This is a genomic window from Streptomyces hokutonensis (assembly GCF_000376565.1).
Lineage (GTDB): Bacteria > Actinomycetota > Actinomycetes > Streptomycetales > Streptomycetaceae > Streptomyces > Streptomyces hokutonensis.
Map to the genome: position 1 here is coordinate 217,719 of NZ_BARG01000025.1, position 24,766 is coordinate 242,484.

22 protein-coding genes and 2 pseudogenes are annotated in these 24,766 nt (G+C 70.2%); 8 read left to right on the forward strand and 16 right to left on the reverse strand.

Annotation, left to right across the window (positions count from 1 at the left end; all coding sequences use genetic code 11):
- Window positions 1-348: 348 nt before the first annotated feature.
- The 10 genes and pseudogenes from SSP08S_RS14970 to SSP08S_RS55330 form a co-directional block, all read right to left on the reverse strand.
- On the reverse strand, window positions 349-1,569 hold the full coding sequence (locus tag SSP08S_RS14970; RefSeq protein ID WP_019068427.1) for a metallophosphoesterase: 1,221 nt from the start codon (window positions 1,567-1,569) through the stop codon (window positions 349-351).
- Window positions 1,570-1,587: 18 nt separating this feature from the next.
- Window positions 1,588-2,103, reverse strand: a pseudogene (locus tag SSP08S_RS14975) (carbohydrate binding domain-containing protein); the annotation flags it as partial.
- A gap of 383 nt (window positions 2,104-2,486) precedes the next feature.
- Window positions 2,487-3,398 (reverse strand): ROK family protein, encoded by a 912-nt coding sequence (locus SSP08S_RS14980; RefSeq protein ID WP_019068429.1) that lies wholly within the window; start codon window positions 3,396-3,398, stop codon window positions 2,487-2,489.
- A complete protein-coding gene (locus SSP08S_RS14985; RefSeq protein ID WP_019068430.1) occupies window positions 3,395-5,089 on the reverse strand; it encodes a class I mannose-6-phosphate isomerase in 1,695 nt (564 codons plus the stop codon). The genes SSP08S_RS14980 and SSP08S_RS14985 overlap by 4 nt, the downstream gene beginning before the upstream one ends.
- A 29-nt stretch (window positions 5,090-5,118) precedes the next feature.
- Window positions 5,119-6,033, reverse strand: a complete 915-nt coding sequence (locus tag SSP08S_RS14990) for a carbohydrate ABC transporter permease (protein ID WP_043259455.1) — start codon at window positions 6,031-6,033, stop codon at window positions 5,119-5,121.
- Window positions 6,030-6,962 (reverse strand): carbohydrate ABC transporter permease, encoded by a 933-nt coding sequence (locus SSP08S_RS14995; protein WP_019068432.1) that lies wholly within the window; start codon window positions 6,960-6,962, stop codon window positions 6,030-6,032. Before SSP08S_RS14995 ends, SSP08S_RS14990 begins: the two co-directional genes overlap by 4 nt.
- The gene (locus tag SSP08S_RS15000; protein WP_019068433.1) at window positions 6,959-8,344 is read right to left on the reverse strand and encodes an ABC transporter substrate-binding protein; all 1,386 of its coding nucleotides are present in this window, start codon (window positions 8,342-8,344) and stop codon (window positions 6,959-6,961) included. Before SSP08S_RS15000 ends, SSP08S_RS14995 begins: the two co-directional genes overlap by 4 nt.
- A gap of 33 nt (window positions 8,345-8,377) precedes the next feature.
- Window positions 8,378-9,475 carry an enolase C-terminal domain-like protein gene (locus tag SSP08S_RS15005; protein ID WP_019068434.1) on the reverse strand — a complete coding sequence of 366 codons (1,098 nt, stop codon included), beginning with the start codon at window positions 9,473-9,475 and terminating at the stop codon, window positions 8,378-8,380.
- A 64-nt stretch (window positions 9,476-9,539) separates the two neighbouring features.
- Complete coding sequence (locus tag SSP08S_RS15010) at window positions 9,540-12,749, reverse strand: discoidin domain-containing protein (protein ID WP_019068435.1); 3,210 nt, start codon at window positions 12,747-12,749, stop codon at window positions 9,540-9,542.
- Window positions 12,750-12,942: 193 nt separating this feature from the next.
- Window positions 12,943-13,704, reverse strand: a complete 762-nt coding sequence (locus SSP08S_RS55330; protein ID WP_019068436.1) for a FadR/GntR family transcriptional regulator — start codon at window positions 13,702-13,704, stop codon at window positions 12,943-12,945.
- Window positions 13,705-13,952: 248 nt separating this feature from the next.
- On the opposite strand from SSP08S_RS55330, the gene SSP08S_RS15020 reads away from it, so the two are divergent.
- Both SSP08S_RS15020 and SSP08S_RS55335 read left to right on the forward strand, forming a co-directional pair.
- On the forward strand, window positions 13,953-14,936 hold the full coding sequence (locus SSP08S_RS15020) for an aldo/keto reductase (protein WP_019068437.1): 984 nt from the start codon (window positions 13,953-13,955) through the stop codon (window positions 14,934-14,936).
- A 76-nt stretch (window positions 14,937-15,012) separates the two neighbouring features.
- Window positions 15,013-15,585, forward strand: a complete 573-nt coding sequence (locus tag SSP08S_RS55335; protein ID WP_019068438.1) for a hypothetical protein — start codon at window positions 15,013-15,015, stop codon at window positions 15,583-15,585.
- A 108-nt stretch (window positions 15,586-15,693) separates the two neighbouring features.
- Here SSP08S_RS55335 and SSP08S_RS15030 read toward each other — a convergent pair whose 3' ends face one another.
- Both SSP08S_RS15030 and SSP08S_RS55340 read right to left on the reverse strand, forming a co-directional pair.
- Entirely contained in the window at window positions 15,694-15,993 is a 300-nt protein-coding gene (locus SSP08S_RS15030) for an EthD family reductase (RefSeq protein ID WP_019068439.1), read from the reverse strand.
- A gap of 58 nt (window positions 15,994-16,051) precedes the next feature.
- Window positions 16,052-16,735, reverse strand: coding sequence for a zinc-binding dehydrogenase (locus SSP08S_RS55340; protein WP_019068440.1), 684 nt, complete (start codon window positions 16,733-16,735; stop codon window positions 16,052-16,054).
- Window positions 16,736-16,807: 72 nt separating this feature from the next.
- Between SSP08S_RS55340 and SSP08S_RS63385 the strand changes: the two genes are divergently transcribed.
- Window positions 16,808-16,999, forward strand: a complete 192-nt coding sequence (locus SSP08S_RS63385) for a hypothetical protein (RefSeq protein ID WP_245607885.1) — start codon at window positions 16,808-16,810, stop codon at window positions 16,997-16,999.
- 293 nt (window positions 17,000-17,292) lie between these two features.
- Here SSP08S_RS63385 and SSP08S_RS63390 read toward each other — a convergent pair.
- Window positions 17,293-17,445: pseudogene (locus SSP08S_RS63390) on the reverse strand (MerR family transcriptional regulator); the annotation flags it as partial.
- A gap of 122 nt (window positions 17,446-17,567) precedes the next feature.
- Here SSP08S_RS63390 and SSP08S_RS15045 point away from each other — a divergent pair.
- The 3 genes from SSP08S_RS15045 (at window position 17,568) to SSP08S_RS15055 (ending at window position 19,946) form a co-directional block, all read left to right on the forward strand.
- Window positions 17,568-18,278, forward strand: coding sequence for a helix-turn-helix transcriptional regulator (locus SSP08S_RS15045; RefSeq protein ID WP_019068442.1), 711 nt, complete (start codon window positions 17,568-17,570; stop codon window positions 18,276-18,278).
- The gene (locus SSP08S_RS15050; RefSeq protein WP_019068443.1) at window positions 18,275-19,255 is read left to right on the forward strand and encodes a threo-3-hydroxy-L-aspartate ammonia-lyase; all 981 of its coding nucleotides are present in this window, start codon (window positions 18,275-18,277) and stop codon (window positions 19,253-19,255) included. Before SSP08S_RS15045 ends, SSP08S_RS15050 begins: the two co-directional genes overlap by 4 nt.
- 331 nt (window positions 19,256-19,586) lie before the next feature.
- Window positions 19,587-19,946: a cupin domain-containing protein gene (locus SSP08S_RS15055; protein ID WP_026178502.1), complete on the forward strand. Its 360-nt coding sequence runs from the start codon at window positions 19,587-19,589 to the stop codon at window positions 19,944-19,946.
- 50 nt (window positions 19,947-19,996) lie between these two features.
- On the opposite strand, the gene SSP08S_RS15060 is transcribed toward SSP08S_RS15055, so the two are convergent.
- Entirely contained in the window at window positions 19,997-20,956 is a 960-nt protein-coding gene (locus SSP08S_RS15060) for a pyridoxal-phosphate dependent enzyme (protein WP_026178503.1), read from the reverse strand.
- Between the two features lie 149 nt (window positions 20,957-21,105).
- Here SSP08S_RS15060 and SSP08S_RS15065 point away from each other — a divergent pair, with 149 nt between their 5' ends.
- Window positions 21,106-21,810: an SDR family oxidoreductase gene (locus SSP08S_RS15065; RefSeq protein WP_026178504.1), complete on the forward strand. Its 705-nt coding sequence runs from the start codon at window positions 21,106-21,108 to the stop codon at window positions 21,808-21,810.
- Between the two features lies 1 nt (window position 21,811).
- Here the strand turns inward: SSP08S_RS15065 and SSP08S_RS15070 are convergent, their stop codons facing one another.
- A complete protein-coding gene (locus SSP08S_RS15070) occupies window positions 21,812-23,176 on the reverse strand; it encodes a vWA domain-containing protein (RefSeq protein WP_019068447.1) in 1,365 nt (454 codons plus the stop codon).
- Window positions 23,173-24,030: an AAA family ATPase gene (locus SSP08S_RS15075; protein ID WP_019068448.1), complete on the reverse strand. Its 858-nt coding sequence runs from the start codon at window positions 24,028-24,030 to the stop codon at window positions 23,173-23,175. Before SSP08S_RS15075 ends, SSP08S_RS15070 begins: the two co-directional genes overlap by 4 nt.
- Window positions 24,031-24,177: 147 nt before the next feature.
- Here SSP08S_RS15075 and SSP08S_RS15080 point away from each other — a divergent pair, with 147 nt between their 5' ends.
- Window positions 24,178-24,747 carry a TetR/AcrR family transcriptional regulator gene (locus tag SSP08S_RS15080; RefSeq protein WP_019068449.1) on the forward strand — a complete coding sequence of 190 codons (570 nt, stop codon included), beginning with the start codon at window positions 24,178-24,180 and terminating at the stop codon, window positions 24,745-24,747.
- Window positions 24,748-24,766 lie beyond the last annotated feature (19 nt).

A 24,766-nucleotide genomic window follows, 5' to 3' on the forward strand; every position in this document is an offset into this window, starting at 1 on the left:
CAGTCCCGAGACGCGCCTGGGCAAAGGTCCAGAATCCGGTCCCGTTGTATCCGGTGTCGAACAGTTCCCCGAAACCGTAGTCGTCACCGCTGGCGAAGCAGGCGTTCTCCAGCCGGCTGAACCTGTCTCCCGTTTGGCCGCCGTACGCCTGAACAGCCCGCACTGTGCGGCTACGGATGGGACAGCGAGGAAGAAATCGGCACCGTGAAAAGGAGATTGTGGCGCACCCGGCAGGACACGCGTGGATCGGCCGCGTCCAGGAAGAGGGCGTACGACGGCGCGCCGCTGCCGGCCCCCGAGCTGCCCCCGCCGGCGTTGAAGCCGCGGGGGCGGGTGCGCTGACGAGGGCTACGGCGCGGCGGTCGCCTGCGGTGAGCGGAGTACCAGCAGGGTGATCTCGCTCGGGGCGAAGACGCGGAACGGCGGGCCCCAGAAGCCGGTGCCGCGGCTCGTGTAGAGGAGCGTGCGGGTGCCGTGGCGGCTGAGGCCGGCCAGGGCGGGCTGGTCGAGGCGGACCAGGTGGTGGAAGGGCCAGATCTGGCCGCCGTGGGTGTGGCCGGAGAGCTGGAGGTCGATGCCGGCGGCTGCCGCCTTGTCGACGAACTTGGGCTGGTGGGCCAGGAGCAGGACGGGCAGGTCGGGGTCGGCGCCGTCCAGGGCTCCGGCGAGGTGGGCGCGGTGGCCCGCCAGGCCGGAGGACTCGGCGGTGACGTCGTCCACCCCGGCGACCACGAGGGTGTCGCCGCCGCGTTCGAGCAGCAGATGGCGGTTGCGCAGCGGCTCCCAGCCCAGCTCGCCCATCAGGTCGACCCAGCCCTGGGCCTCGCTGTAGTACTCGTGGTTGCCGGTGACGTAGACCCGCGCCTTGGTCGCTTGCACGGTGCCGAGCGGGACGGCCTGGGCGCGGCGGCGTTCGGCCGTGCCGTCCGCGATGTCGCCGGTGTGGCAGACCACGTCGGCCTCCAGCGTGTTCACGGTCTCGCACACCCGCTCCGACCAGCGGGCGCGGTCCAGCGGGCCGTAGTGGGTGTCGGTGATGAGGACGACCCGGGTGCCGTCCAACCCGGCGCCCAGCCGGGGGAGTCGGACGTCGAGGCGGCGCACCCGGGGCACGCGCCGGGCCTCGGCGTATCCCCAGGCGAGCAGTACGGCGGTGGTGCCGAGAACGGCCCAGGCGACGATGCGGGCCCGGTCCTGGCTCTCGCCGACGCCCGCCAGGGTCAGGGCGAGCCGCAGCAGGACACCGAGCAGGACGGACCAGGTGAACAGGACCCAGCTGCCGCCGAGCAGCGTGTCACCGAGGATCGCCACCCGGTCCTGCTGGCGTCGGCCGTGGCCGCGCACCATCGCGAGCGGCATCCCGACCAGACCGAGGACGAACAGGGCGGTGCCGGCGATCGTGACGGGCAGCGGCCAGTGCTGCCCGGTGTACAGGAGCACTCCGCAGGGCACGGCCCACAGCAGGACCGGTGCGATCAGGGGGAGGTAGCGCATCAGGCGGAGCAGTGGGTTCCGCCGTGGAGCGTGCGTCTCGCTGTCGGCGGGGAGGGTTTCGCTGGTGTCGGTCACCCGTCCACTTTAGGTAGGGCCACCGCCACCGGACACGCCCAGGGTGATGTCGTCGGCGTAGTAGTCGCCCTGCGCGTACCAGCCGTGGACGTAGATCGTCGCGCTGGTCTGGGACGGGCCCGTGGTGAAGGAGACGGTCAGGGGGCTGTAGCCGGCGGGGGACGTGGTCCAGGTGGAGGTTCCGCCGTTCACGCCCAGATAGACGTAGGAGCCGCGGACCCAGCCGCTGAGTGAGTAGGTGGTGTTCGGCCGTACGGCGACGGTCTGGTCGCACTGCGCGGTGTCGCGCGAACTCACGCTCCCCTCAAGGGCTTTGGAGCCCGAGTGGACGGGGGAGGAGACGATCGAGCCCGGGTCGCCGGCGCAGTTCCACGGTGAGACGGCGCCCGACTCGAAGCCCGGGTTGGCCAGCGCGTCGGAAAACCCAACTGCGCTGGGGGCGGCCGACGTTGGGGCAGCGGACGTCGGAGCGGTCGACGCGCTCGCCGAAGGCGCGGGCGAGGTGGTGGCTTTGGTGGAGCCGGGGATCAGCAGGGAGCAGCCGAAGCCGGCGACCGCCGCCGCGGCGACCGCGATCAGCACGGCCGCCCGGCGCTGACCGGGCCCCAGACGCGGGCGGGCGTCGCTGCTTGGGACAGGCGGGAGTTCCGCCGTCTCGCCGTCGGGCGGGGTCTGCGGGACGGGCGCGGTCTCGGTCACCCGGCCGCGATAGTGCTCGTCCTGGCGTATGTCGTCGAGGAGTTGGGCCAGCGCGGCGGTGCTGCGCGGGCGCAGCACGCGAATGGGCTCCGGCGCGGTGCGGTCGTCCGCCGAGTCGGACGCGGGCGGTGTGGGCACGGCGCTCTCCTTAGGTCACATCCCGTGGCAGAGACCGGAGTTGTCCCTGCGGATGGATACGCAGCGCCCGCTGCGGAGGTTCAGCCGGGATCCCTCACCGCCGCCGCGCGGGCCGCGCCCACCAGCGCGGCGTCCCCCGCAGGGCCGGCGGGTTTCATCGCGCGCGGGGGTCGGACCCCGGCCGCACTCTCTGCACGTGAGTCGTCCGGTGGCCAGCCCCCGGTCGCGAGGCCGGCGGACAGCGCGGGCGCCACGAGATCCCAGGAGCGGGCCATGGAGCCCCCGACGACCAGGGCGGTCGCGCCGAAGTCCAGCAGGCGCGGGCCCAGCACGGCGCCCAGGCCGGTGAAGACGTCGGCCAGCACCCGCAGGGCCCTTTCCTCTCCGGCCCTGGCCCGGTCGGCGATGTCGTGCACATCGGCGGCGGGGTCGCCGTAGCGGGCGAGGATCGCCCGGCGGGAGACGGTGTCCTCCAGCGGGCGGCCGTCGATCTCGGTGAGGTCCATCCGCCCCTCGGGCGGTACGCCGGGACCGTGCTCGCAGATACGGCCGTCGGCGAGAAACGCCGAGCCGACACCGGTGCCGAGCGTGATGCCCACGGCGCGGCGGTGCCCCCGGACGGTACCCGTGGACCACTCGCCGGTCAGGAAGGCGTGGGCGTCGTTGAGGAACACGACGTCGCCGGGGCGCTGCCGCAGCCCGTGCAGGAGTGCCGCCCGGACGTCCGTCCCGTACAGCGCGTCGAACTTGCCCACGCCCTTGAAGAGGGCGACCCCTCTCGCGTAGTCGAACGGCCCGGGCACCGCCACGCCCCACCGCGCACCGGGCGGCGCCGACAGCCCGTCGGCGCAGCACCGTACGACGTCGAGGATGTCCTCGGCGGCGCCGTCCGCGTCGAGCGGCTTGCGCGTACGGCCGGTGACGCGACCGGCGCGCAGGTCGACGAGCGCGGCGGTGACATGGGTGCCGCCGATCTCCAGGACCGGGATCAACGGACCAGCGCCTTCACGACACGCACCGGGCCCGTACCGGCCGCCCGCAGGGTGTAGCGGCCGACGGCTGCCGGTACGGTCAGGGTTTCCGCGTAGGCCAGTTCGTGCCGGTCTCCGGCCGCCGTGAGCACGGTGACGCCATCGCCCTCCACCACGTTCAGGATGTGGAACCGGCCCTGTGTGTCGTCGACGGCCTCGGCCCCGGCGTCGAGCACGAAGCGCCTGACCTCGTAGAACATCTCGGCCAGATCGCCGATGACCTCCTCCCGCCAGCCGGTGCCCTCGCGCAGGGTGCGCGGCTGTTGGACCAGGTCACGGACGACGGCCTCGCCGCGCCGGCCGGTCTCCAGGTTGGCGAACCCGTGCTCGTAGGGGAGGGGACGCGGGTTGCCGTCGGCGCCGGGGCGCAGCCAGTCGTAGAACCGCAGGCTGTAGAGGTAGGGGGTGGCGCTGATCTCCAGGACGAGGTTGCCGGCGCCGCTTGCGTGCGGGGTGCCCGCCGGGATCATGAACAACTGGCCCTGCTCGGCGGGGAAGGACAGGACGTGGTCCTCGGGGTCCATGGGGACTCCGTCGGTGATCGCCCGCTCCACCTCCTTGCGGAAGCCGTCGATGTCGGCGTCCTCGCGCAGGCCGAGGTACACCTTGGTGTCGGTGCTGCCGAGGGTCAGGTAGTACGTCTCGTGCTGGGTGTAGTCCCAGCCGAAACGCTCGCGCATGTACGACTCCTTGGGGTGGCAGTGCACGGAGAGGCTGCCGCCGCCGACGGTGTCCAGGTAGTCGAAGCGGATCGGGAAGGACGTGCCGAAACGGGCGTGCACCTCCGCCCCCAGCACGCTCAACGGCTCCAGCACGCACAGCAGTTGGAACGGCACTTCGGCCTGGGCCTCCGGTCCGGTGCCGATGAGGATGCCCGCCTCGGGCGCGATCAGCTCGTAACCGAGCGCGGTGTTGCGGGAGCCGGGGTTGAAGCCCAGCTCGCGCTGCGCCCAATGGCCGCCCCAGGGTGTGGAGTTGAAGTACGGGCGGGTGCGGACGGGCCGGCGGGCCAGGGTGGCGAAGGTGGCGCGCAGGCCCGCGCCGGCGAGCCACGCCGGGTGGTCGGGGTGCTGCATGTCGAGCCAGGCGTCGAGGCGGCGGGCGACTGCGTCGCGGTGCCGGTCGAGCATCGGCCAGTCGACGTAGAACAGCCGCCTGAAGTCGGGCTTCTCGTCCGGCAGGCCGAGGTTGGCGCCCGCCTCGCCCGCGCCGACGGCGGCCTCCGCGTAGCGCTTGGGCACATCGGCGTACCAGAGCACGTCGTGCTCCACGAGGGCGGCGCCGGGGCCGTAGACCAGGAGGAGCCCCTCCGCCGGTGGTGCGGATACCGGGAGGGTCTCGAAGAGGTCGTCGAGAGGGTTGTCGGCGAGCTTGCGGAAGTAGGGGTCCTCGGCGTCCGCCGGTCGCTCGGTGCGGCCTCTGACGAGTGCCGGCGGTGCGTAGTGGGTCCGGATGTCGAGCAGGGTGACGGGGGTCCCGCGCTCGGTCAGCTCGTGTGCGAGGCGGTCGGCGAGGAGGGACCAGTCGACGGACGGAGGCCCCTCGACGGCCACCACCGCGGAGCCGTAGGGGAGTTGGGAGGCCACGGCCTGCCAGCCCTTGTGGAAGGCGGCCTGCGGGGCGGGGGCGTAGCGCGGATCGAGCCGGTACACGGAGTCTCCTTCGGGGGCCGGAGCGGCGGTCATTCCTTGCTCGATCCGGCGAGCATCCCGGACACCAGCGTGCGCTGGGAGAAGAGGAAGAGCACCAGCACGGGGAGGATGGCGATGACGATGGCCAGGGCGAGTTCGGGGATGGTGATGTTCAGTCCGGCACCGGCGACGGGGTTGAACGACGGTGTGGAGGTGAGGAGTTGGTTCAGGCCCACCTGGACGGGGAACTGCTCGCTGTTCGGCAGCACGAGGTAGGGCAGGAAGAAGTTGTTCCAGTTGCCGACGAAGCTGAAGAACGCGACCAGTCCGATCACCGGCTTGGCGAGCGGGAGCGCGATGCGGGAGAAGAGCTGCCACTCCGTGCAGCCGTCGATGCGCGCGGCGGACAGCAGGTCCCTGGGGAGGCTGCTCCCGAAGTAGATGTAGACCAGGTACACGCCGAACGGATAGAAGGAGAAGGGGAGGATCAACGACCAGACGGTGCCGATGAGATGGAAGCGGTTGAGCTCCAGGAAGATCGGCAGCACCAGGGTGGCCTGCGGCATGATCATGGTGACCAGGGTGATCACCAGGAGCGTCTTGCGTCCCCGGAACTTTGTCAGCGCCAGCGCGTAGCCCGCCGGAACACTGACGAGCAGCGTCAGGACGAGTGAACCGCCCGAGTAGATGGCCGAGTTGAGCAGCCACCTCGACATGGCGCCGTCCTGGAAGGCGAACAAGTGCCGCCAGGCCGCGCCTATTTGATGGAAGGAACCGAAGGACAGCGGGTTGTCCCGCACTACTTCGCCCGCGGTCTTCGACGGGGCCAGCAGCAGCCAGATCACCGGCAGCACGAAGAAGACGAGGAGAAAGGCCAGGAGGAGGCCGACCACCAGGAAGGGGAGGCTCCTTGACGGGTGGGCGCGTCGCCTCACGGCCGTCAGGAAGGGAGTCGTCTGTGTCATTTCTCGTCCAACTTGAACAGGTTCGAGCGGGCGACCAGCAGCCCGGCGGCAAGCAGACCCACGGCGAGGAGGACGACCGAGATGGCGGCGGCGCCGTTGAAGTCGCCCTGCTGGAAGGCGTAGACGTAGGCCAGCTGGTTCGGCGACCAGGTGGGGCTCACCCTGCCGAGGCTTGCGGTCTGGAGGAGTTGGGGCTCGACGAACAGCTGGGTGCCCGTCGCGAAGGCCATGATCGTCATGTAGACGATCCACTGCCGGATCATCGGGATCTGGATGTGCCAGGCGGTGCGCCACGGGCCCGCGCCGTCCATGCGGGCCGCTTCCAGCACCTCGTCGGGGATGTTGTTCAACGCCCCGTACATCACGACCATCCAGCCGCCGGCGCCGGTCCAGAAGGCGATCAGCATGAGGATCAGCGGCAGGTTGCCGGGTGCCAGGACGGCGGCGAACGTCTTGAACCCCATGGCGTCGAGCAGCCTCGACACCGGGCTGACGTCGGGGTCCAGCATGAACAGCCAGACCAGCACGCTCGCCACTCCGGCGAGGGCGCCGGGGATGTAGTAGAGGAAGCGGAAGAGCGCCGAGGTGCCCGGACGGACCCGGCTGCGCAGGACCACTGCGGTCAGCACGACCACGACGACCAGGGTCACCAGCCACATGACCAGGTAGATCAGCATGTGGGTGAAGGCCGGGACGAAGCGGTAGTCCTGGACGACCTTCACGAACTGGTTGACCCCGGTGAACTGGCCCCGGTCGTTGGTGAGCGACAGATAGAACGCGTACCCGGTGGGAAAGACGCCGAACGCGAGCAGCAGCACCGCGTACCCGGCGACGAAGAAGTAGCCCGCGCGACCGCGGCCCGTGCGCCGCGGCGTGGTGCCGTGGCGCACGGGGGAGACGGCGACGCGCTCGGTCTCCAGCAAGGTCACTGATCGACCACCTTGTAGCCCTGGGTCTTTGCCTCGCCGGCGATCTCCTGCTGCCAGGCGGGCAGCGTCTCGGTCAGGCTCTTCCCGGCGGTCAGCGCCGGCAGGACGACGCTGGACCAGGCGGTGGAGTCCGAGAACTTGGTGTTCGACCAGCCGGTCCACACCTCGTTCGCGGCCTGCTCGAACGGCCCGCTCACATCGTTGGCGAAGTAGTCCTTGTTGGCCGGGTTCGCCAGCCACGCCTTCGCTGCCTGGGTGTACGCCGGGTAGGTGGGCGCGGTGGCCTGGTTCGCGTCGGAGGTGGTCAGCCAAGTGACCAGATCCGTGGACGACTTGAGGTTGGCGCTGTGCGAGGACACCATCCACACCCCGCCGCCGACGTTGCCCGTGGCGGTCGTGCTCTCGCCCTCCCAGGCGAGCGGGGGAGCGGCGGCGATCTGCTTGGCCGGGGTCTTGAAGCCGGCCTTGAACAGGTACTGGCCGTACCACGAAGGGCCGTACGCCATAAGGACTTTGGAGCCGCTGTTCTTTGCGAAGCCCTGGCTGAAGAAGCCCTGGGTGGCGACGGCCTTGGCGCTGATCAGGTTGTCCAGCAGCGTCGCCATGCGCGTGCACTTCGGGTCCTGCAGGTCCGTGCGCAGGGTGTCCGGCTTCACCAGGTCGAACGCGGGGCACTGGCCCGACCAGAAGTACGACTCATGGGAGTTGGTGTCACCGACCGAGCCGACCAGGTAACCCGGGTGCTCCTTGGCGACCTTCTTGCCGAGGGCCTCGTACTCCTGCCAGGTGGTGGGGACCGTGTAACCCCACTTGTCCATGAGGGACTTGTTGTACCAGAGGAGGACCTGCGCGATGTCGTTGCGCATGCAGTAGGTGTGGCCGTTGAACTGACAGGGCGTCAGAGAGCCCTTGGCGAAGCCGTCGAGGGTGGTCTGCGGTACGAGCTTCTCGTCCAGGGGCGCGGCGAAGGGCCGCGCGCCGGGCTTGGTCGCCTCCGACGCCCAGGTCACGTCCGTCGGATTGCCGAACACCACGTCGGGCCAGCCGCTGCCGGTCCGGTCGAACAGCTGCACCTTCGACTGGAGATACGTCGATCCGTCGGCGCCGCCGTCGTACGTGACGATCTTCATCTTCACGTCGGGGTGCGACTTCTGGTACGCCTGCACCGACGGCAGCCGGGTCGAGTCGGCCCACACCGTGATCTGCGAACCCGTCTTCTGCGTGACCGGCTTGAACGCCGAAGTGCCGGAGGCGGAAGGGGTGGTGGTGTCGGCGCTGGCGCAACCGGCCAGGGCGGCCGCGGTGGCCAGGGACAGCGTGATGGCCGCCGCGCGGAGCAGCGAGTGCCGCCGGCCGGTTCTCGGAGATCGGGAAGACTCCATCGTCTTGCCTTGCCTTTCTGTTCTGTGCGCCGCTCAGCGCGGTTGCTCGACGAACGGCAGAAGGTGGCTGCCGTAGCCGAAATCGAGGGGGAGGGCGATGCCGGGCCCCGTGGGGGCGTGCACCAGGCCCTGGTCGTCCACATGGCGCTCTCGGACGACGTTCACCGAGGTCACCAGGGACTCGTAGTAGGTGGTGTTGGAGATGGCCATGCACAGGTGGTGGTTCGGGATGTCCGAACCGTGCACCTCGGCCCGCAGCCGGAAGGCGTCGGCGAGATGCGCGGTGCGCATGGCGCCGGTGATGCCGCCCCGCAGGGTGGTCCCGGCCCGGACACCGAAGGTGGCGGCACCGGACCGGATGAAGTCCGCCGCGTTCATGTGCGCGCCGTCGGAGGTCTCCGCCACGAGGAGCGGTACGTCCACGACCTCGGCCAGCTTCTGGTACGCGGAGATGCTGAACTCGCGGATCGGCTCCTCGTACCAGAGGTAGTCGGCCTCGGAGAGCGCCCGCCCCAGCCGGATCGCGTCCGGCAGGTCGAAGCCGGCCGAACCGTCGTACATGAGCGGGACGTCGGGACCGACGTGCTCGCGCAGGGCCAGGCACAGTTCCGCGTCACGGCGGGCGTCGCCCCAGGCGTGCAGTTTGATGCCGCGATATCCGAGGGCCAGGCACTGGTCCGCCACGTCGAGGAACTCCGCGATGCTCGCGAACGTCGAGGTGGAGGCGTAGGCGGGGATGGCGTCCCGGAAACCGCCGAGCAGGCGCCAGACCGGTTCGCCGTGGTAGCGGCCGGCCAGGTCCCACAGGGCGATGTCGATCAACCCCAGGGTGGGGAGCGGGAGTTCGTGGATACGGTCCAGCTCCCACACCCGGTGCCACAGCCACTCCCGCTGGAACGGGTCGGCTCCGACCAGTTCCGGGCGGAAGACCCGGTCCACCAGGTCCCGCAGGACGAGGTGGGCGCCGGGGCGGGCGAACAGCGCGACGCCCTCGGCCCCCTCGTCCGTCCCGATGTGCAGGACCGCGCCGTCGCCCACCGGAGCGCTGCCGCTCAGCCCGTCGCGCCAGCGGAAGGGCGGACTGGCTGCCGGAACATCGATCCGGTGTACTTCGACATGGGTGATCTTCATCCTGGCTTTCGTCTTCTGTAGGGAGAGCTGTACGGAGAAAGGTTTCGGCTCGGGAGCCGCGTGCTCAGAAGCCGCCGTACGCCTGGAGCGCGTAGATGCTGCCGCCGTTGCCGCTGGAACCGGTGACGGTCAGGCGCAGGTAGCGCGCGGTGACGGGGGTGTCGGCGAAGGCGTAGTTGGTCCGCGCGGTGGTGCTCTGGGCGGTGTGGTCCTCGAACGTCGACCAGTTCTGGCCGTCGGTGGAGTACTCCAGGCGGTACTTGTAGCCGCTCGGCAACTCGAAGGTGGTGACCACGGCGGATACGGCGGTGTTCTTGCCGAGGTCGACCTGGATCCAGGACGGGTCGGGCAGGCCCAGGCCCTGCGCCCAGCGGGTCGACAGATCGCCGTCGACCGCCTTCGCCGGGGCGTAGCCGTCGGACTCGGAGGACGCGGTCGCTGTCTTGTTCAGGGCCAGATCGTTGTCGGCCGGTGTGGTGACGACGGCCGCCTTGCTCGGGTCGGAGGTGTTCAGCGCCTCGTCGCGGGCCACGACGGTGAAGGAGTACTGAGTGCCGGCGGTCAATCCGGAGACCCGCAGCGTCGTGGCGTCGGTGACACCGATCCGCTTGCCGTCCTGGTAGACGACATAGCTGGTCACACCGGTGTCATCGGTGGCCGCGGGCCAGCTGACGTCCACCAGGCTGGGCAGCAGCGGCTTGACCGTGGGCTGTCCGGGGGCGGTCGGGGCCGTGTGGTCCGTGACGGTCCTGGGGGTGCCGTAGACCTGGAAGTCGTAGATGCTGCCGCCGTTCCAGTTGGAGCCGGTGACGGTCAGGCGGACGAAGCGGCCCGCGACCGGGGTGTCCGTGTGGACGTAGTCGGTCGCCGCCGTGGTGTTCGCGGCGGTGCGGTCCGCGAGGGTCTTCCAGTGGACCTCGTCGGGGGAGACCTCGATGCGGTACTTGTATCCGCTGGCCTTCTCGAAGGTCGTGATCGCGCCGTTCACGTCGTACGACGCCCCGAGGTCGACCTGGATCCAGGACGGGTCGGGCAGGCCCAGACCCTGCGCCCAGCGGGTGGAGAGGTCGCCATCGACCGCCTTTTCGGGGGTGTTGGCCTCCGAGTACGACGAGGCGGTGATCGGCTTCTTCAGGGCGAGGTCGGAGCCGGACGGCATGGTGACCTTGAGCGCCTGGCTGGGCTGGGACTCGTTGCCGGCCGCGTCGCGGGCGGTGATCGTGAAGGTGTACGTCTTTCCGGCGGTCAGGCCCGGGAGGCGCACCGAGGTGCTGCCCGTGGCGCTGATCAGCTTGCCGTCGCGGTAGACGGAGTAGCCGGTGACGGCCGTGTCGTCGGTGGACGCGGGCCAGCTGAGGTCCGCGATCGTCGGGAAGTCGGTGACCGCGCTCGGAGTGCCGGGCCTGCTCGGCGCCTGGTGGTCGGTGACGACCGGGCCCGGGTCGAGGTGGCGGTAACTCGCTTGCAGGCCCGCGTTGTTGACGATCGAGGCCGGCAGTTGGGCACAGGAACCCACGGTGGTGTTGCCGCTGATGGTGCTGCCCGTGCTGTTGGCCTGGGTGGAGAAGGCGGGCTGGGTGGTGAAGTTGTTCGTGGCGTCGATGTCCATGCCGTGGTTGAGGAACAGCCACTGGTAGGCGACGTCGCACAGGGCGTTGCCGGTGTTCGTCCAGTACCGGCTGCCCTCGTCGTGGTAGATCGCGCCGTAGGCGGGCGGTGGCGTGCCGTGGATGTAGTTGCCGGACACCACACCGCCGGGGTTGGAGCTCAGCGTGTAGATGGCGCCGCCGTCGGCCTGCGACTTCATGATGTCGGAGATCTCGTTGTCCGTGACCTTGGTGTCACGGCTGGTCGTGGGGGTGTCCCAGATCGGAACGCCCAGATTCCCGGGGTAGTTGGTGTCGCCGCCCTGGTCGGTGAGGCCCCAGCCCCAGCCGACGGAGATGCCGGTGTAGGGCAGGTCGTAGACCTTGTTGTGGGTGATCGTGGTGTGGTCGGTGTAGCCGGCCAGGATGCCGATGGAGCCGTTGTACTGGTCGGCGACCTTGGTGACCACGTTGTTGGCGACCTGGGTGTCCTTGGTGATGTCCCGGGGGTCGTCGGGGTGGGCGTCGATCACGTCGACTCCGCCGATCTGGATGCCGGTCGCGGCGATCTGGCGGAAGACGTTGCCCGTGATGTCGGTGCCCTGCGTGCCGGTGTTCAGGTTCAGCCCGACGGCGCCGAGATGGGTGAAGGTGTTGCCCTCGAAGCCGATCCCGTGGCCGTAGTTGACGTTCACCGCGCCCGGAGTCTTCTGCCACTTCAGACGGGTCGCGTCGAAGGTGGGGTCGTTGCCGACCATCCGGAAACCGGCCTGGCCCTCGATGAGGCCCTCGGAGGAACTGGGCGCGAGCCAGGTGGAGTAGGAGAAGGTGATGCCCTGGAAGGACACGTTGCCGACCGGGGCGGCCCGGGTGCCGTTGAGGTCCACCAGGTCCTGCACAAGCGGCACGGTCACGGTCGAAGTGGACAGGTTCTGGCCGGACTTGGGCATGTAGTAGATCTCGCCCGCGCCCTTGTCCAGGTACCACTCACCGGGTGTGTCCAGCAGTTCGCGGGCGTTCTCCAGCCAGGTCGGGTTCTGGATCTCCTGGCCCTGCTGGAGATGCGCGTTGTGCCAACAGGGCTGCTGCATCGTCATCTTGAAGTCGGAGATCGACTGCACGGGGCAGCGCATCAGCTTCCAGCCCCAGGAGCTGACGACCTCAAGGTCCGAGGGACGCTTGTAGGAGTTGAGGGAGGAGTCCGTGAAGGCGTAGCCGGTCGACGTCTGGCTGAAGCCGGCGGGGTTCTTGCCGCTGCGCGCCCGGGTCTCCAACTCGCCGTCCACATACAGCTGTCGGGTGTCGATGTCGCCGACCTTGGCCTTGTAGACCTGTCCCGTGCTGTCGGCCGGAACCCAGCCGGTTATCTGCTTGCCTCCGCTGATCACCGGGTGCGCGCCGGGGGCGGCCTCGTAGAAGATCCGGTGCCCGTTGGTGCCGGAGTCCCGGGCGGTCAGGGTGAACGTACGGCTGAGCTGGTAGGTGCCGGACAGGAGCCGGACGTGGATGTCGCCCTTGGCCTTCTGCTTGACGTCGCGTACGTAGTCCCGTGCGTGGTCAAGTGTCTTGAAGGGGTGTGCGGCGGTGCCCGAGCCCGTGTCCCGGCCGGTCGGGGAGACGTAGATGTTCAGGTCCTGAGGCGGGGGAGCCGCCTGGGCCGGCACGGCGTTCAGCAGGGCGGCTGCCATCGCGGCCACGGTGAAGGCGGCGGGGAAACTTCTTCGCAGCGGCGTGAAAGCGCCCCTGCGCGCAGACGGATGAGACACACCTATCCAATCGCCTGAGGGAGGTTGATACCTGCAAGTCCCGGTCGTCCACCGGGACTTGAGGGCGTCGGGCGGCCCGGTCGCAGTGCCGTGGCACACGCGGGGCCGGCCGGATCTAGGAGGTCGGTGCCTCCGGGGCGGGCGGTTGGGCCCCGGGACTGAACAGCCGGTCGCGAATCTTGTTCTCGAACTGGCTCTGGGTGGTGCCGATGTGCTCCACCATCAGCCGCTCCGCGAGATCGGCCGCCCCCGCGGCGACCGCCTCCGCTATGGCCACATGCTGATGCGCGGCGACTTCCAGCGATCCGGGCACGTCACCGTGGAAGAGCAGTACGTCGGACTGGGACGCCAGACGCCGTACGCCGGCGACGCTCGCCCTCAGGAACACGTTGTGCGAGGCGGCGCCCACCGCGTCGTGGAACGCCGCGTCCGCCTTGGCGAAGGTGTCGACGTCGTTCATCGTGGCCGCCGTCAGGGAGCTCTCCGCGCTCTCCCGGATGGCCCGGACCTCGATCGGGGTGGCGTGGGAGGCGGCACGGCGGGCCGTCTCCGACTCGATCACCTTGCGGTAGTCCAGGAGCATCCGGACGTCTTCCATGCCGGTCGGCCGGAAGTGCGAGAGCTCGTCGTCCAGCAGCCCGCCGACCGAGGCGGCGACGAAGATGCCCGCGCCGCGCCGGACTTGGAGCCGGCCGATCGCGGCCAGGACCTTCACGGCCTCCCGGGTCACGTTGCGGGAAGCTCCCAGGATCTGGGCCAGGCCCTGTTCGGTGGGGAGGCGGTCGCCGGGCCGCAGGTTCTGCTGGGCGATGTACTCCAGCAGTTGCTCCGCGACCAGTTCGTATCCCGGACGGTAGGCCGGTGTTGAGTCGCCCAAGGCGAGCTCCTTCTTGCGCTACGAATGAATCAGGTTCATTTTCCGTGGCCAATATGGCACTGCCGTTGTGAGTTGGGAAGAGATCGGACAGATCTCGATTCGAAGCCCAGTAAATACGGTGACTAATCGCCATGAACTACGCATGTCCATCGCAGTGTTGCGTGAAATGGATCCCATCCTTAAGGTCCTGCCTGCCAGATGAAGCAGATCCTTCTCTATGCGGCGAGAGCCGTGGAAGCGGGAACCTCGTGAGGGCACGCCCACTCGGCCGTACGAGCGTCCGGGTCAGCACGCTGGGATTCGGTGCCGCCCCCGTCGGCAACCTCCACAGTCCGATCGACGACGGCCAGGCGCGGGCCACCCTCGAGGCCGCCTGGGACGTGGGGGTGCGCTACTACGACACCGCCCCGCACTACGGCCTCGGACTCTCCGAACGGCGGCTCGGCGAGGCTCTCGCCCACCGTCCGCGCGCGGAGTTCACCGTCTCCACCAAGGTCGGCCGACTCCTGGAACCCCACCCGGCACCCACCGGATCCGACCTGACGGCAGGAGGCTTCGCCGTACCCGACACACTGCTCCGCCGCCCCGACTACTCGCGGGACGGCGTACTGCGCAGCCTGGAAGCCAGCCTGGACCGCCTGCGACTCGACCATGTCGACATCGTCTACGTCCATGATCCCGACGATCACTTGGACACCGCCCTCGCCCACGCCCTGCCCGCGCTGACGGCCCTGCGCGACCAAGGCGTCATCGGTGCCGTCGGCGTCGGCATGAACACGGTGGCCCCGCTGCTGCGCGTCGTCGCGGAGGCGGACGTCGACGCCGTGATGGTCGCCGGACGGTGGACCCTGCTCGACCGCACCGCCCGCCCCTTGCTGGACGCGTGCACCGGACGCGGGGTCGCGGTGGTCGCCGCCGCGCCCTTCAACTCCGGTCTGCTCAGCCGCACTTGCCCCGCGAACGACGCCACCTTCGACTACGGCCCCGCCCCGGAACCGGTGTTGCGCCGCGCCCGCCTCCTCGCCGAGGTGTCCGCGCGACACGGCACCGCACTCCCGCACGCCGCCCTGCGCTTTCCGTTGCGCGACCCCGGTGTGGCCTGCGTGGTCGCGGGCTTCCGCACCCCGGAGGAGGTCGTGTCCGCCGCCCGCTGGACTGTCGCCGATCTGACCGCGGAGGCATGGCGGGACCTCGACACGGCGGCGGAGGGCGGAGCAGTGGAGTGGGCTTGAACAGCCGTTTGTTCCGCCGAAGTTGACGTATGAGTACGCTCGCGGCGACCACGGTGTTCGTGCGAAGGGGGCCGCGATGGACGACGAGGAAAGAGCCGTACCCGCCCACGGAACCGTCGTGCTGTCACGGGTGCGGGGCGGCTATCGCGACATGCTCCGCGGCTACGACGTTCTCATCGACGACACCCGAGTGGGCAGTATCCGCCGAGGGAAGACGGTCCGCTTCGAAGTGCCGTCAGGAGAACACCGGCTCCAGCTGAAGATCGCCTGGTGCAGCAGCCGGCCCCTCACTGTCCTGGTCGAAGAGGGCGGGACGGCCAGTTTCATGTGCGCGCCGGGCGGCGACGCGGCCGATGCGCTCGCTGCCGTCACCGTCGACAAGGACGACTACATCACCCTGCAACAGACGTCCGAACCGATCGTCATGGCCAAGACCCCGATGAATAGGGGCGCGCGCCTGTCGCTGGCCACCGCCTTCGGTGTCTTCGGGGGAAGCCTCATGCTCACCGTCGCCTTGATCTGGCACTACACGGGCGTGGCGCCGAAGGCGGACAACGCGGTCGCCGAAGTGAGCCTGGTCGTCACGCTCGTCTCCGTGATCGTCTTCAGGCTCCGGCGCTGGAAGGCCGGGCGGCGTCCTCGCGCGTGACCGTGGCCGCGCCCGTGATGCCGTGGAACAGGGTGTGTTCGAGGCCAGGCTCCACGGCGCCACCTTGAACCCGATACGGACGCCGGGCGCCGCCCGGGCCTGCTCGTCTCAGGCCTGCTGCGGATCGGAGATGTACAGGGCGGTCGACGCGACCTCGAACCCTGCCGCGTGCTTTCCGGCCTCCGCGAACTCGGCGGACCGCATCGCGGTGGCCAGGGCGTCTTCGTCGGCGAAGTACATCTCGACCACCAGATACGGCGTCACGCCCCTGAGCCCGCGCGGGTGGGCGAGCTGGAAGTCGACGAGACCGGGGATGGCCTTCACCAGCGCGACGTGCTCATCGCGGTACCGGGCGTCGAAGGCCTCGGGGTCGGCGGGGTCGAAGTACTGGACGACGATGCGGTTCATGGGTGTCTCCTTGGCTCGGTTCAGTAGCCGTCGTTCGGTCTCGTGGATGTCGTTCTGTCTAGTAGCCCTCGCGGACGACAAGGGGTTTGCGGAGGCCCTGGGCCAGGGCGGTCGGGGCGTCCTCGAAACTCACGACGTCGGAGAACACCGGGAGCGGGTCGACGGTGCCGTCGGCGATGAGGGCGAGTACCTTGGGGATGACCGGGCCGACGTTGGGCCGGCCCGTCGTGAAGGTAACGCCCTGCATGTACATCGAGAGGACGGGCACGGCGACGTCCTGCCAGTAGATGCCGAAACTGTGACAAGTGCCGTTCCGGGCAACCGCGTTGAGGGCCGCGTGCAGCCCGTCGGGCCGGCCGGACGCGTCGAACGTCACCTGGAACTCGCGGCCGCGGGGCACTTCGTCGAGGATCTCGGCGCCCAGTCCGCGGGCGAGCTCGACGCACTCTGGGTCGAAGGTGTCGACGTAGCAGACCGAGGAAGCGCCGAGTGCCTTGGCGAAGGTGACGGCGAAGACTCCGACCGAGCCGGTTCCGCCGATGACGAGGACGTCGGCGCCCGACGCGTTGCGCAGCGCCGGGGCGACCGCGCTGTAGGTGTCGGAGAGGTTGTCGCCCACGGATGCCGCCGCGCGGGCGCTGACACCCTCGGGCAGTGGCGCCAACCCGTAGCCGGCGTAGGGGATGCGGACCGCTTCGGAGAAGAAGCCGCCGAAGTCACCGCCGGTGGGCAGGCCGAACATCGCGTTGCGCGGAACGGTCGTACAACCGGTGGGGCGGCCGGACGCGCACGCGGCGCAGGTGCCGCACGCGACATGCCAGGCGGGGACGACCAGTTGACCGGGCTGCCCTGCTCGGTGCCGAAGGCGCGGTGGAAGAAGTCCCGTAGCGCCGTACGGAACTCCAAGTCCCTTACGATCTCTGCGAGTTCGATCCAGGCCTCCAGCTGCTCGGTGGACGGCTCCTCGGGCAAATGCGGCCGTCTGCTGTGCAACTGCTCGATGTAGGCGGGATGGACGTCCAGGCCCTCGGTCACGTGGTCCCAGAACTCGCCGATGAGCCGGTCGCGGTCGTCGTCGGATATCGACACCAACTTGTGCATCAGGCTCACCTGTTCCGTCGTGGCGTGCTGCCGCACGATGGTCCGCAGCACGGCGGAGCGCGCCCGGAACTGCCGTAACTGGTCCTCGACCAGCCGCAGATGAGTGACCGTCAGGTCGTGCAGGGTGGTCTCGGCGCCGAGTACCCGGCGGATGTCGTCCAGGCCGGTCCCCAGGTCGCGCAGGGTCCGCACGAGTTCGAGCCGGGCGATGGCGTGCACGTCGTACTGCCGGAAGCCGCCGCCGGCGAGACCGGTGGGTGTGACGACGCCCTCGCCGGCGTAGAACCGGATCGCGCTCACACTCAGGCCGGTGCGGCGGGCGACCTCTCCGATGGAGTAGAGCTCGTTCATGCCGATCACTATGGGATCTCGAGCGACTTGAGAGTCAAGGGGGACCGGCGGCCATCCGGGCCGAGCGGGTGGAATGTGAGTATAGTGGTTGGACTGATTGTCTAGGTGTGGGGGGAGGGAAGGTGGACAGTGACCCTGCCCTGGACGCCCAACGGGACGCGATCATCGGTGCGTTGGGGTCCGTAGTCGAGGGGATCGCGGCGACCTTCGGGCCCGTGTGCGAGGTCGTGTTGCACGACTACCGGCACCCGGAGAAGTCCGTGGTCGCCGTCGCCGGAGCTGTCACCGGGCGCTCGGTGGGCGGTGCGATGAGTGAGATCGGGCTGCGGGTGCTGGCGCGCGGGGACGAGGCCGGCGACGAGCTGAACTACCTCACCCGGACCAAGGGCGGCCAACTGCTCAAGTCGTCCACGATGGTGCTGCGGGACTCGACGGGCGCGGTGTTCGGCGCGCTGTGCGTCAACGTCGACGTCACCGCCGTACAGCAGGCGCAGGCCGTGCTCGCCGGGATCGGCGGGGGAGTCGGGACCGGGGCGGGCGAGGCGTCGGGTACGACCACCTTCGGCAACGACATCGACTCCGTGGTCGAGGCCATCGTCGACGCGCATCAGCTGCGGCAGAGCAGGACCTGGGTCCAACTCGGCCGCGCCCAGCGGCTGGAGCTGTTCCGCAGCCTCGACGAGCACGGGGTCTTCGCCGTGCGCCGGGCCGTCGAGCAGGTCGCCGCCCGGCTGGGCATCTCCCGCGCCTCCGCCTACAACTACCTGTCCCAGGCCCGGGCGACGGGCACACCTTCCGATCCCGGTTCCGCTTCCACTGGAGGAGACGCGTGACGACCACCACCCCGCCTATCACCCTCGACGACGTCCGTGACGCCGCCGCGCAGATCAAGGGTGTCGCCCACCGCACACCGGTCCTGCGCTCGCGCACCCTCGACGAACTCGTCGGCGCCGAGGTGTTCCTGAAGTGCGAGAACTTCCAGCGGATCGGCGCCTTCAAGTTCCGCGGCGCCTACAACGCGGCCTCCCGGCTGACCCCGGAGCAACTGGCCCGGGGCATCGCCGCCTACTCCTCCGGCAACCACGCCCAGGCCGTCGCCCTCGCCGCCCGCGAACTCGGCACCACCGCGGTGATCGTCATGCCCGAGGACACCCCGGCCTCGAAGCTGGCCGCCACCGCGGGCTACGGCGCCGAGATCGTCACGTACGACCGCTACACCGGCGACCGGGTGGCCATCGGCGAGGCCCTGGCCGCCGAGCGCGGACTCTCCCTCATCCCGCCCTACGAGCATCCGCACGTCATGGCGGGACAGGGCACGGCCGCACTCGAACTCGTAGAGGAAGTGGGGGAGTTGGACGCCGTGCTGACGCCCGTGGGCGGCGGCGGGCTGATCGCCGGGACGGCCACCGCCGTCAAGGGGCTGAACCCCGGCACCCGCGTGATCGGCGTCGAACCGGAGGCCGGGGACGACACCAAGCGGTCCCTGGAGGCGGGCCGGCGCGTGACCATCCCGGTGCCGCGCACCATCGCCGACGGACAGGCGGCCGAGACGCCCGGTGAGCTCACCTTCTCCGTGAACCGGCGGCTGGTCGACGAGATCGCGCTGGTGAGCGACGAGCAGATCAAGGACGCGATGCGGTTCGCCTTCGAGCGGCTGAAGATCGTCGTCGAGCCGAGCGGCGCCACCCCGCTGGCCGCGCTCCTCGCCGGGCGCGCGGGCCGGGTCACCGGCCGGGTGGGGATCATCGTCTCGGGCGGCAACATCGGCGCCGAGCGGTTCGCGCAGCTGTGCGGCAGCGGCTCGTCGTGACCGTGCCCTGGGGCCGGTCCGACGGGTCCTGTCGCAGACGCCGGGTGGGACACGCACGCCCCGCCCACCGCGTCGACTCCCTTCTCCGCCTTGCAACGGCACGCACCTCACCCCGCTGACCAGCGCTGATCGGGTGCCGCTGTTTTCCTGCGTTCTGATCCGCCGGACAGGCCCCGGCAGCCGTTCCCCCGAATGGCGCTCCCGGGTGGACAGGAAGACGATGGAGTGGTGGGGCGCGGCCCCCGCCGGAGCGCCGGTGCCGTCCGTGGCTGCCGGGAGACGGAGACCGGCCCCGGTCGTGCTGTGCGCGGCCGGAATGGAGGCAGCCGTCATGCTGGAAGTGAAGACGGTCGAGAAGCCGGACGAGCGGCGTGACTTCCCCCGTGGTCACCTCGAAGCGGTCCACCTCACCGGACTCGACTTCGCGGTGGGCACGTTCGAGCCGGGCTGGCGCTGGTCCGAGTCCGTGGCCCCGATCGCGGGCACCAAGAGCTGCGAGATCCATCACAACGGTTACGTCGTCCAGGGGCGGATGCATCTGCGCATGGACGACGGCGGCGAGAGCGAAGTGGGCCCCGGCGACGTCTTCGTGTGCTCGCCGGGACATGACGCGTGGGTCGTCGGCGACGAGCAGGTGATCGTGTACGACTTCGCCGGCGCCATGGCCAAGGACTACGCGAAGGCACCGTAGCCCCTCCGGACGTACGCGCCCCGCGGCACCGCACCCGCCGGGCGCGTATGTCATGCCCGGTACTCGACGACCTGCCCCTCCGCGTACGCGACGCCCTCCCCGTGTCCGAACAGGCCGGGCAGCCCGCCCGTGTGCACGAACACGGTCCGCTCGCCCGGCCCGATGTCACCGTCCCGGACGGCCGCGATCAGACCGGCCATCGCCCGGCCCGTGTACGTCGGGTCGAGCACGAGCCCGGCGGTGCGGGCGGCCAGGGTGAGCGCTTCGGCGGTCGGCGCGGTGAGCGAGGCGTAGCCGGCGCCGACCTGGTCGTGCCGGATCCGCAGTCCCTCCGGTGTGGCCAGACCCGCGAACTCGCATACGGCGGCGGCCGGTTCGGGCAGTGCGCCCACGTCGACGCCGAGTACCGCCTCCACCCCGAGCGAGGCCACCAGCCCCGCCATCGTGCCGCCCGAGCCGAGCGCGACCACGGCGGTACGGAGATCGGGCAGCTGCCCGCGCAACTCCTCGCCGCAGTGCGCGTACCCGCGTGCGCCGAGCGCGCTGGAACCACCGAACGGAATCAATGCCGGCTTGGCGCCGGTGCCGCGCAGTTTCTCGCACACCTCGGCCGCCGCCCGGTCCAGTCCGGCCTGGTCCACCTCGCCCGCCCAGGCGATCCGGGCGCCGAACAGCCCGTCGAGGGCGAGGTTCCCCGAGCGCGACACACCCGGAGATCCGCGCAGCACCAGCACCACGGCGAGTCCCAGCCGGGCTCCGGCGGCGGCCGTCAGTCGGGCGTGGTTGCTCTGCGGGGCGCCCGTGGTGACCAGGGTGTCCGCGCCCTCGGCCAGTGCCGCGCCCACGGTCCACTCCAGCTTGCGGATCTTGTTGCCGCCGCCTCCGAGGCCGGTCAGGTCGTCGCGCTTGATCCACAGGTCGTCCGGGCCGAGCCCGATCGCGGTGGCCAGCCGGGGCGCCGGTTCGACGGTAGTGGGGAAGGTGGCCAGTTCCACGCGGAGGTCGCTCATGACGTACATCATCGCGCGCTCCGGCAATTCATCGGCGGTCGGGCTTGCTCCTGGAAACCGATCGGTTTACTGTGGTCGACATGGGGAAACCGATCGGTTTCCACCGTGCGTCGGGTGCTCCACGGCATCCCCTCATCCCGGAGATCTCCATGACCAACATCGAAGGTTCCGTCGTCCTCGTCACCGGCGGCAGCCGTGGCATCGGCCGCGCACTAGTGGAGGCCCTGTACGAGCGCGGCGCCAAGAAGGTGTACGCCACCGCCCGCGACCCGAAGACCGTCACGCACCCCGACGCCGTACCGCTGGCGCTGGAGGTCAGCGACCCCGCGTCCGTCGCGGCGGCGGCCGAGCAGGCGCAGGACGTCACGATCCTGATCAACAACGCGGGCGCGGCCGTGAACGCGAACTTCCTGGACTCGCCCGTCGAGGACATCCGCCGCGAGTTCGAGACCAACTTCTATGGCCCGCTGCTCGTCACGCGCGCCTTCGTGCCGATCATCGAGCGCAACGGCGGCGGCCACATCCTGAACTTCCACTCGGTGCTGTCCTGGGTCGGTATCGCCGGCTCCTACAGCGCCTCCAAGGCCGCCTTCTGGTCGCAGACCAACTCCCTGCGCCTGGACCTGAAGCCGCGCGGCATCGAGGTCACCGGACTGCACGTCGGCTACGTCGACACCGACATGGCCGCACACGTCGACGGGCCCAAGTCCACTCCCGAGAGCGTGGCGGCACAGGCCCTCGACGGCATCGAGGCCGGCGCCTTCGAGGTCCTGGCCGACGATCTGACCCGCCAGGTGAAGGCCGGGCTGTCCGCAGAGGGCGCCGCGCTCTACCCGCAGTTGACCGCCGTCTAGTTCAGATCGGCAGCAACCGCCCGACCAGCGCGCTGAGTTGCTTCGCGTTCCGGCACTCGTGCATCTCGACCAGTTCCGCGTAGTCCGGCGCGGCCGAGTCGCCGGTGCCCCACTGGGAACGCTGCTCGGGGTTCAACCAGTAGACGCGGCGGGCCCGTTGGGCGATGTGCCGGACGGCCGGGAGATTCGGGTCGCTCATGTTGGTGCGGGCGTCGCCGAGGACGAACACGGTCGTGCGCGGGCCGACCGCGTCGCCGTAGCGCTCGGCGAACTCGCCCAGGGCGACGCCGTAGTCGCTGCTTCCGTGCCAGCCGGTGAGGGTGGCCTCGGCGCGGATGCGGGCGCCCAGGCCCTCGGGGTCGGCCGTGCCGTGTGCGAGCAGTGCGGTCACCTCGTCGAGGCGGTTGACGAAGGCGAACACGCGGACCCTGCTGAACTGGTCGTGCAGCGCCTGCACCAGCAGCATCGTGAAGTCGGAGAAGCCCGACACCGAGCCCGACACATCGCACAGCAGCACCAGTTCGGGCCGGACGGGCCGACGCCTGCGCAGCACGGGCCGCATCGGCACCCCGCCCGTGGACAGCGAACCGCGCAGGGTGCGCCGCAGGTCGATCGTGCCCCGGGAGGCGCGGCGCCGGCGGGCGGCGAGGCGGGTGGCCAGCTTCCGGGCCAGCGGCTGAACTGCCCTGCGCAGTTCGGCCAGTTGGGCCCGGCCCGCGAACAGGAAGTTGACGCGGTCGGCCGTCGGCGCCACCGCCCGGCGGGCGATCTCGTCCCGGCCGCGCCGCTCGGCGACCCGGCGCCGCGCCTCCCCGGCGACCTGCCGCCGGAAGCCCTCGATGCGCTGCCGGATCTCGTCGTCCAGCAGCCGGTCGGTGAAGCCGGCGTCCCCGCCCTGCGCCCGGATGCTCGTCCGCACCCGGGCCAGCAGCGTCTGCGGGCGCAGCCACTCCAGCGTCTGGTGCGAGGACCAGCCGTCCGTCGTGGGGGAATTGCCGTAGCCACCGAAACCGTCGACGGCCTCCGCCGCCAACTGCCCCATCAGAGCTTGGTCGTTGGCTGCCAGCGCCGCCGCGAGCCGGTCGCGCAGGTCGTCGCGGCCGGTGGGCTCGCCCTGCGGTGCTCCGATGCCGCGCGGGAAGTAGAGGTCGAAGACCGGGTCGAACACCGGGCGTTGGGCGGTCCCGTGCAGCAGCGTCGCGGCCAGGCCCTCGCGCAGCAGCTCGCGGTCCGTGAACCCGAGCGCCTCCATCGCCAGCGCCGCGTCGACGGTCTCGCCGGTCCCGATCCGCAGACCGTGCGCGCGCAGCGCCGCGACGAGGCCCGTCAGCCGTTCGGCGACATCAGTGACCTCGGAGGCGGTCACACCGCGTCCAGGTCGAGCTTCGCCGCCGCCCTGAGGATGTCGTCCTGGTGCTTGAGGAGCACGCCGAGGGTGTCCCGTACGACCGTCTCGTCGAGGGTGTCGGCGCCGAGGGCCAGGAGGGTGCGGGCCCAGTCGATGGTCTCGGCCACCGACGGCACCTTCCGCAGCTCCATCTCGCGCAGCGCCCCGACCACCCGGACCACCGACTCGGCCAGCGTCTCGCCGAGCCCGGGCACCTTCAGCCGTACGATCCGGCGCTCCAACTCCTCGTCGGGGAAGCCGATATGGAGGAACAGGCAGCGGCGGCGCAGGGCCTCGGAGAGTTCACGGCTCGCGTTCGAGGTGAGGACCACGAAGGGGCGGCGGGTCGCGGTGATCGTGCCCAACTCCGGGACGGTGACCTGGAAGTCGCTGAGCACCTCCAGCAGCAGGCCCTCCACCTCGACGTCCGCCTTGTCGGTCTCGTCGATCAGCAGGACCTTCGGGGCATCGCCGCGGATCGCCGTGAGCAGCGGGCGGGGGAGCAGGAACTCCTCGCTGAAGATGTCGGTGCGGGTCTCGTCCCAGCTCTCGTCGCGGCCCGCGCTGATACGCAGCAACTGCTTGGCGTGGTTCCACTCGTACAGCGCCCGGGACTCGTCGACGCCCTCGTAGCACTGGAGCCGGACCAGCTCCGCCCCGGCGACCTCGGCGACGGCCTTCGCCAGCTCCGTCTTGCCGACGCCGGCCGGGCCCTCGACGAGGAGCGGCTTGCCGAGGCGGTCGGCGAGGAACACGGTCGTGGCGACGGCGGGCGAGGCCAGATAGCCGGTCTCGGCGAGGCGCGCGGCGACTTCGTCGACGGAACGGAACACGGGGCCTCCGGCGGATCACGGGTGGTGTGTTGGTACGCGGCATATCCAAGCGCTTGCTCACCTTCACTGTCACCCGGGAGCAGACCTCTGCGCAAGCCTGTACACCGATCGGTTTCCTCTTGGCCTGCGGCGCGGTAACCTCGCAGTATGGCCACGACAGACAAGGCGTCCCCCCGAGACCGGCTGCTCGACGCGGCGGCCGAGCTCTTCTACCGCGACGGCGTCTCCATCGGCGTCGAGGCGCTGTGCCGGTCCGCCGGAGTCTCGAAACGGTCGATGTACCAGCTCTTCGACAGCAAGGACGAGGTCCTGGCCGCGAGCCTGGAGCGGCGTGCCCCGGGCTACGCGGCGCGGCTCATGCCCGGCCCGGACGACGCCGGTACGCCCCGCGAACGGATCCTGTACGTCTTCGAGCAGGCGGAGAAGGCGTCGGCCGAGCCCGAGTACATGGGCTGCCCCTTTCTCGCCGCGATGGTCGAGCTGAAGGATCCCGAGCATCCGGCGAGCGTGGTCGCCCGTGCGGCGAAGGAGACGTTGCAGGAGGCCTTCCGCGTCCAGGCCGAGCTGGGTGGTGCAGCTGATCCCGCCCTGCTGGCACGGCAGTTGATGCTGGTCTTCGACGGGGCGAGTGCCCGCGCCGGTGCGAAGTTGGAGTCCCTGGACGGGTTGACCGTCGAGACTGTGCGGACGTTGCTGGATGCGGCGGGGGTTGCCTGAGCGGAAGGTCGTTGGTCGT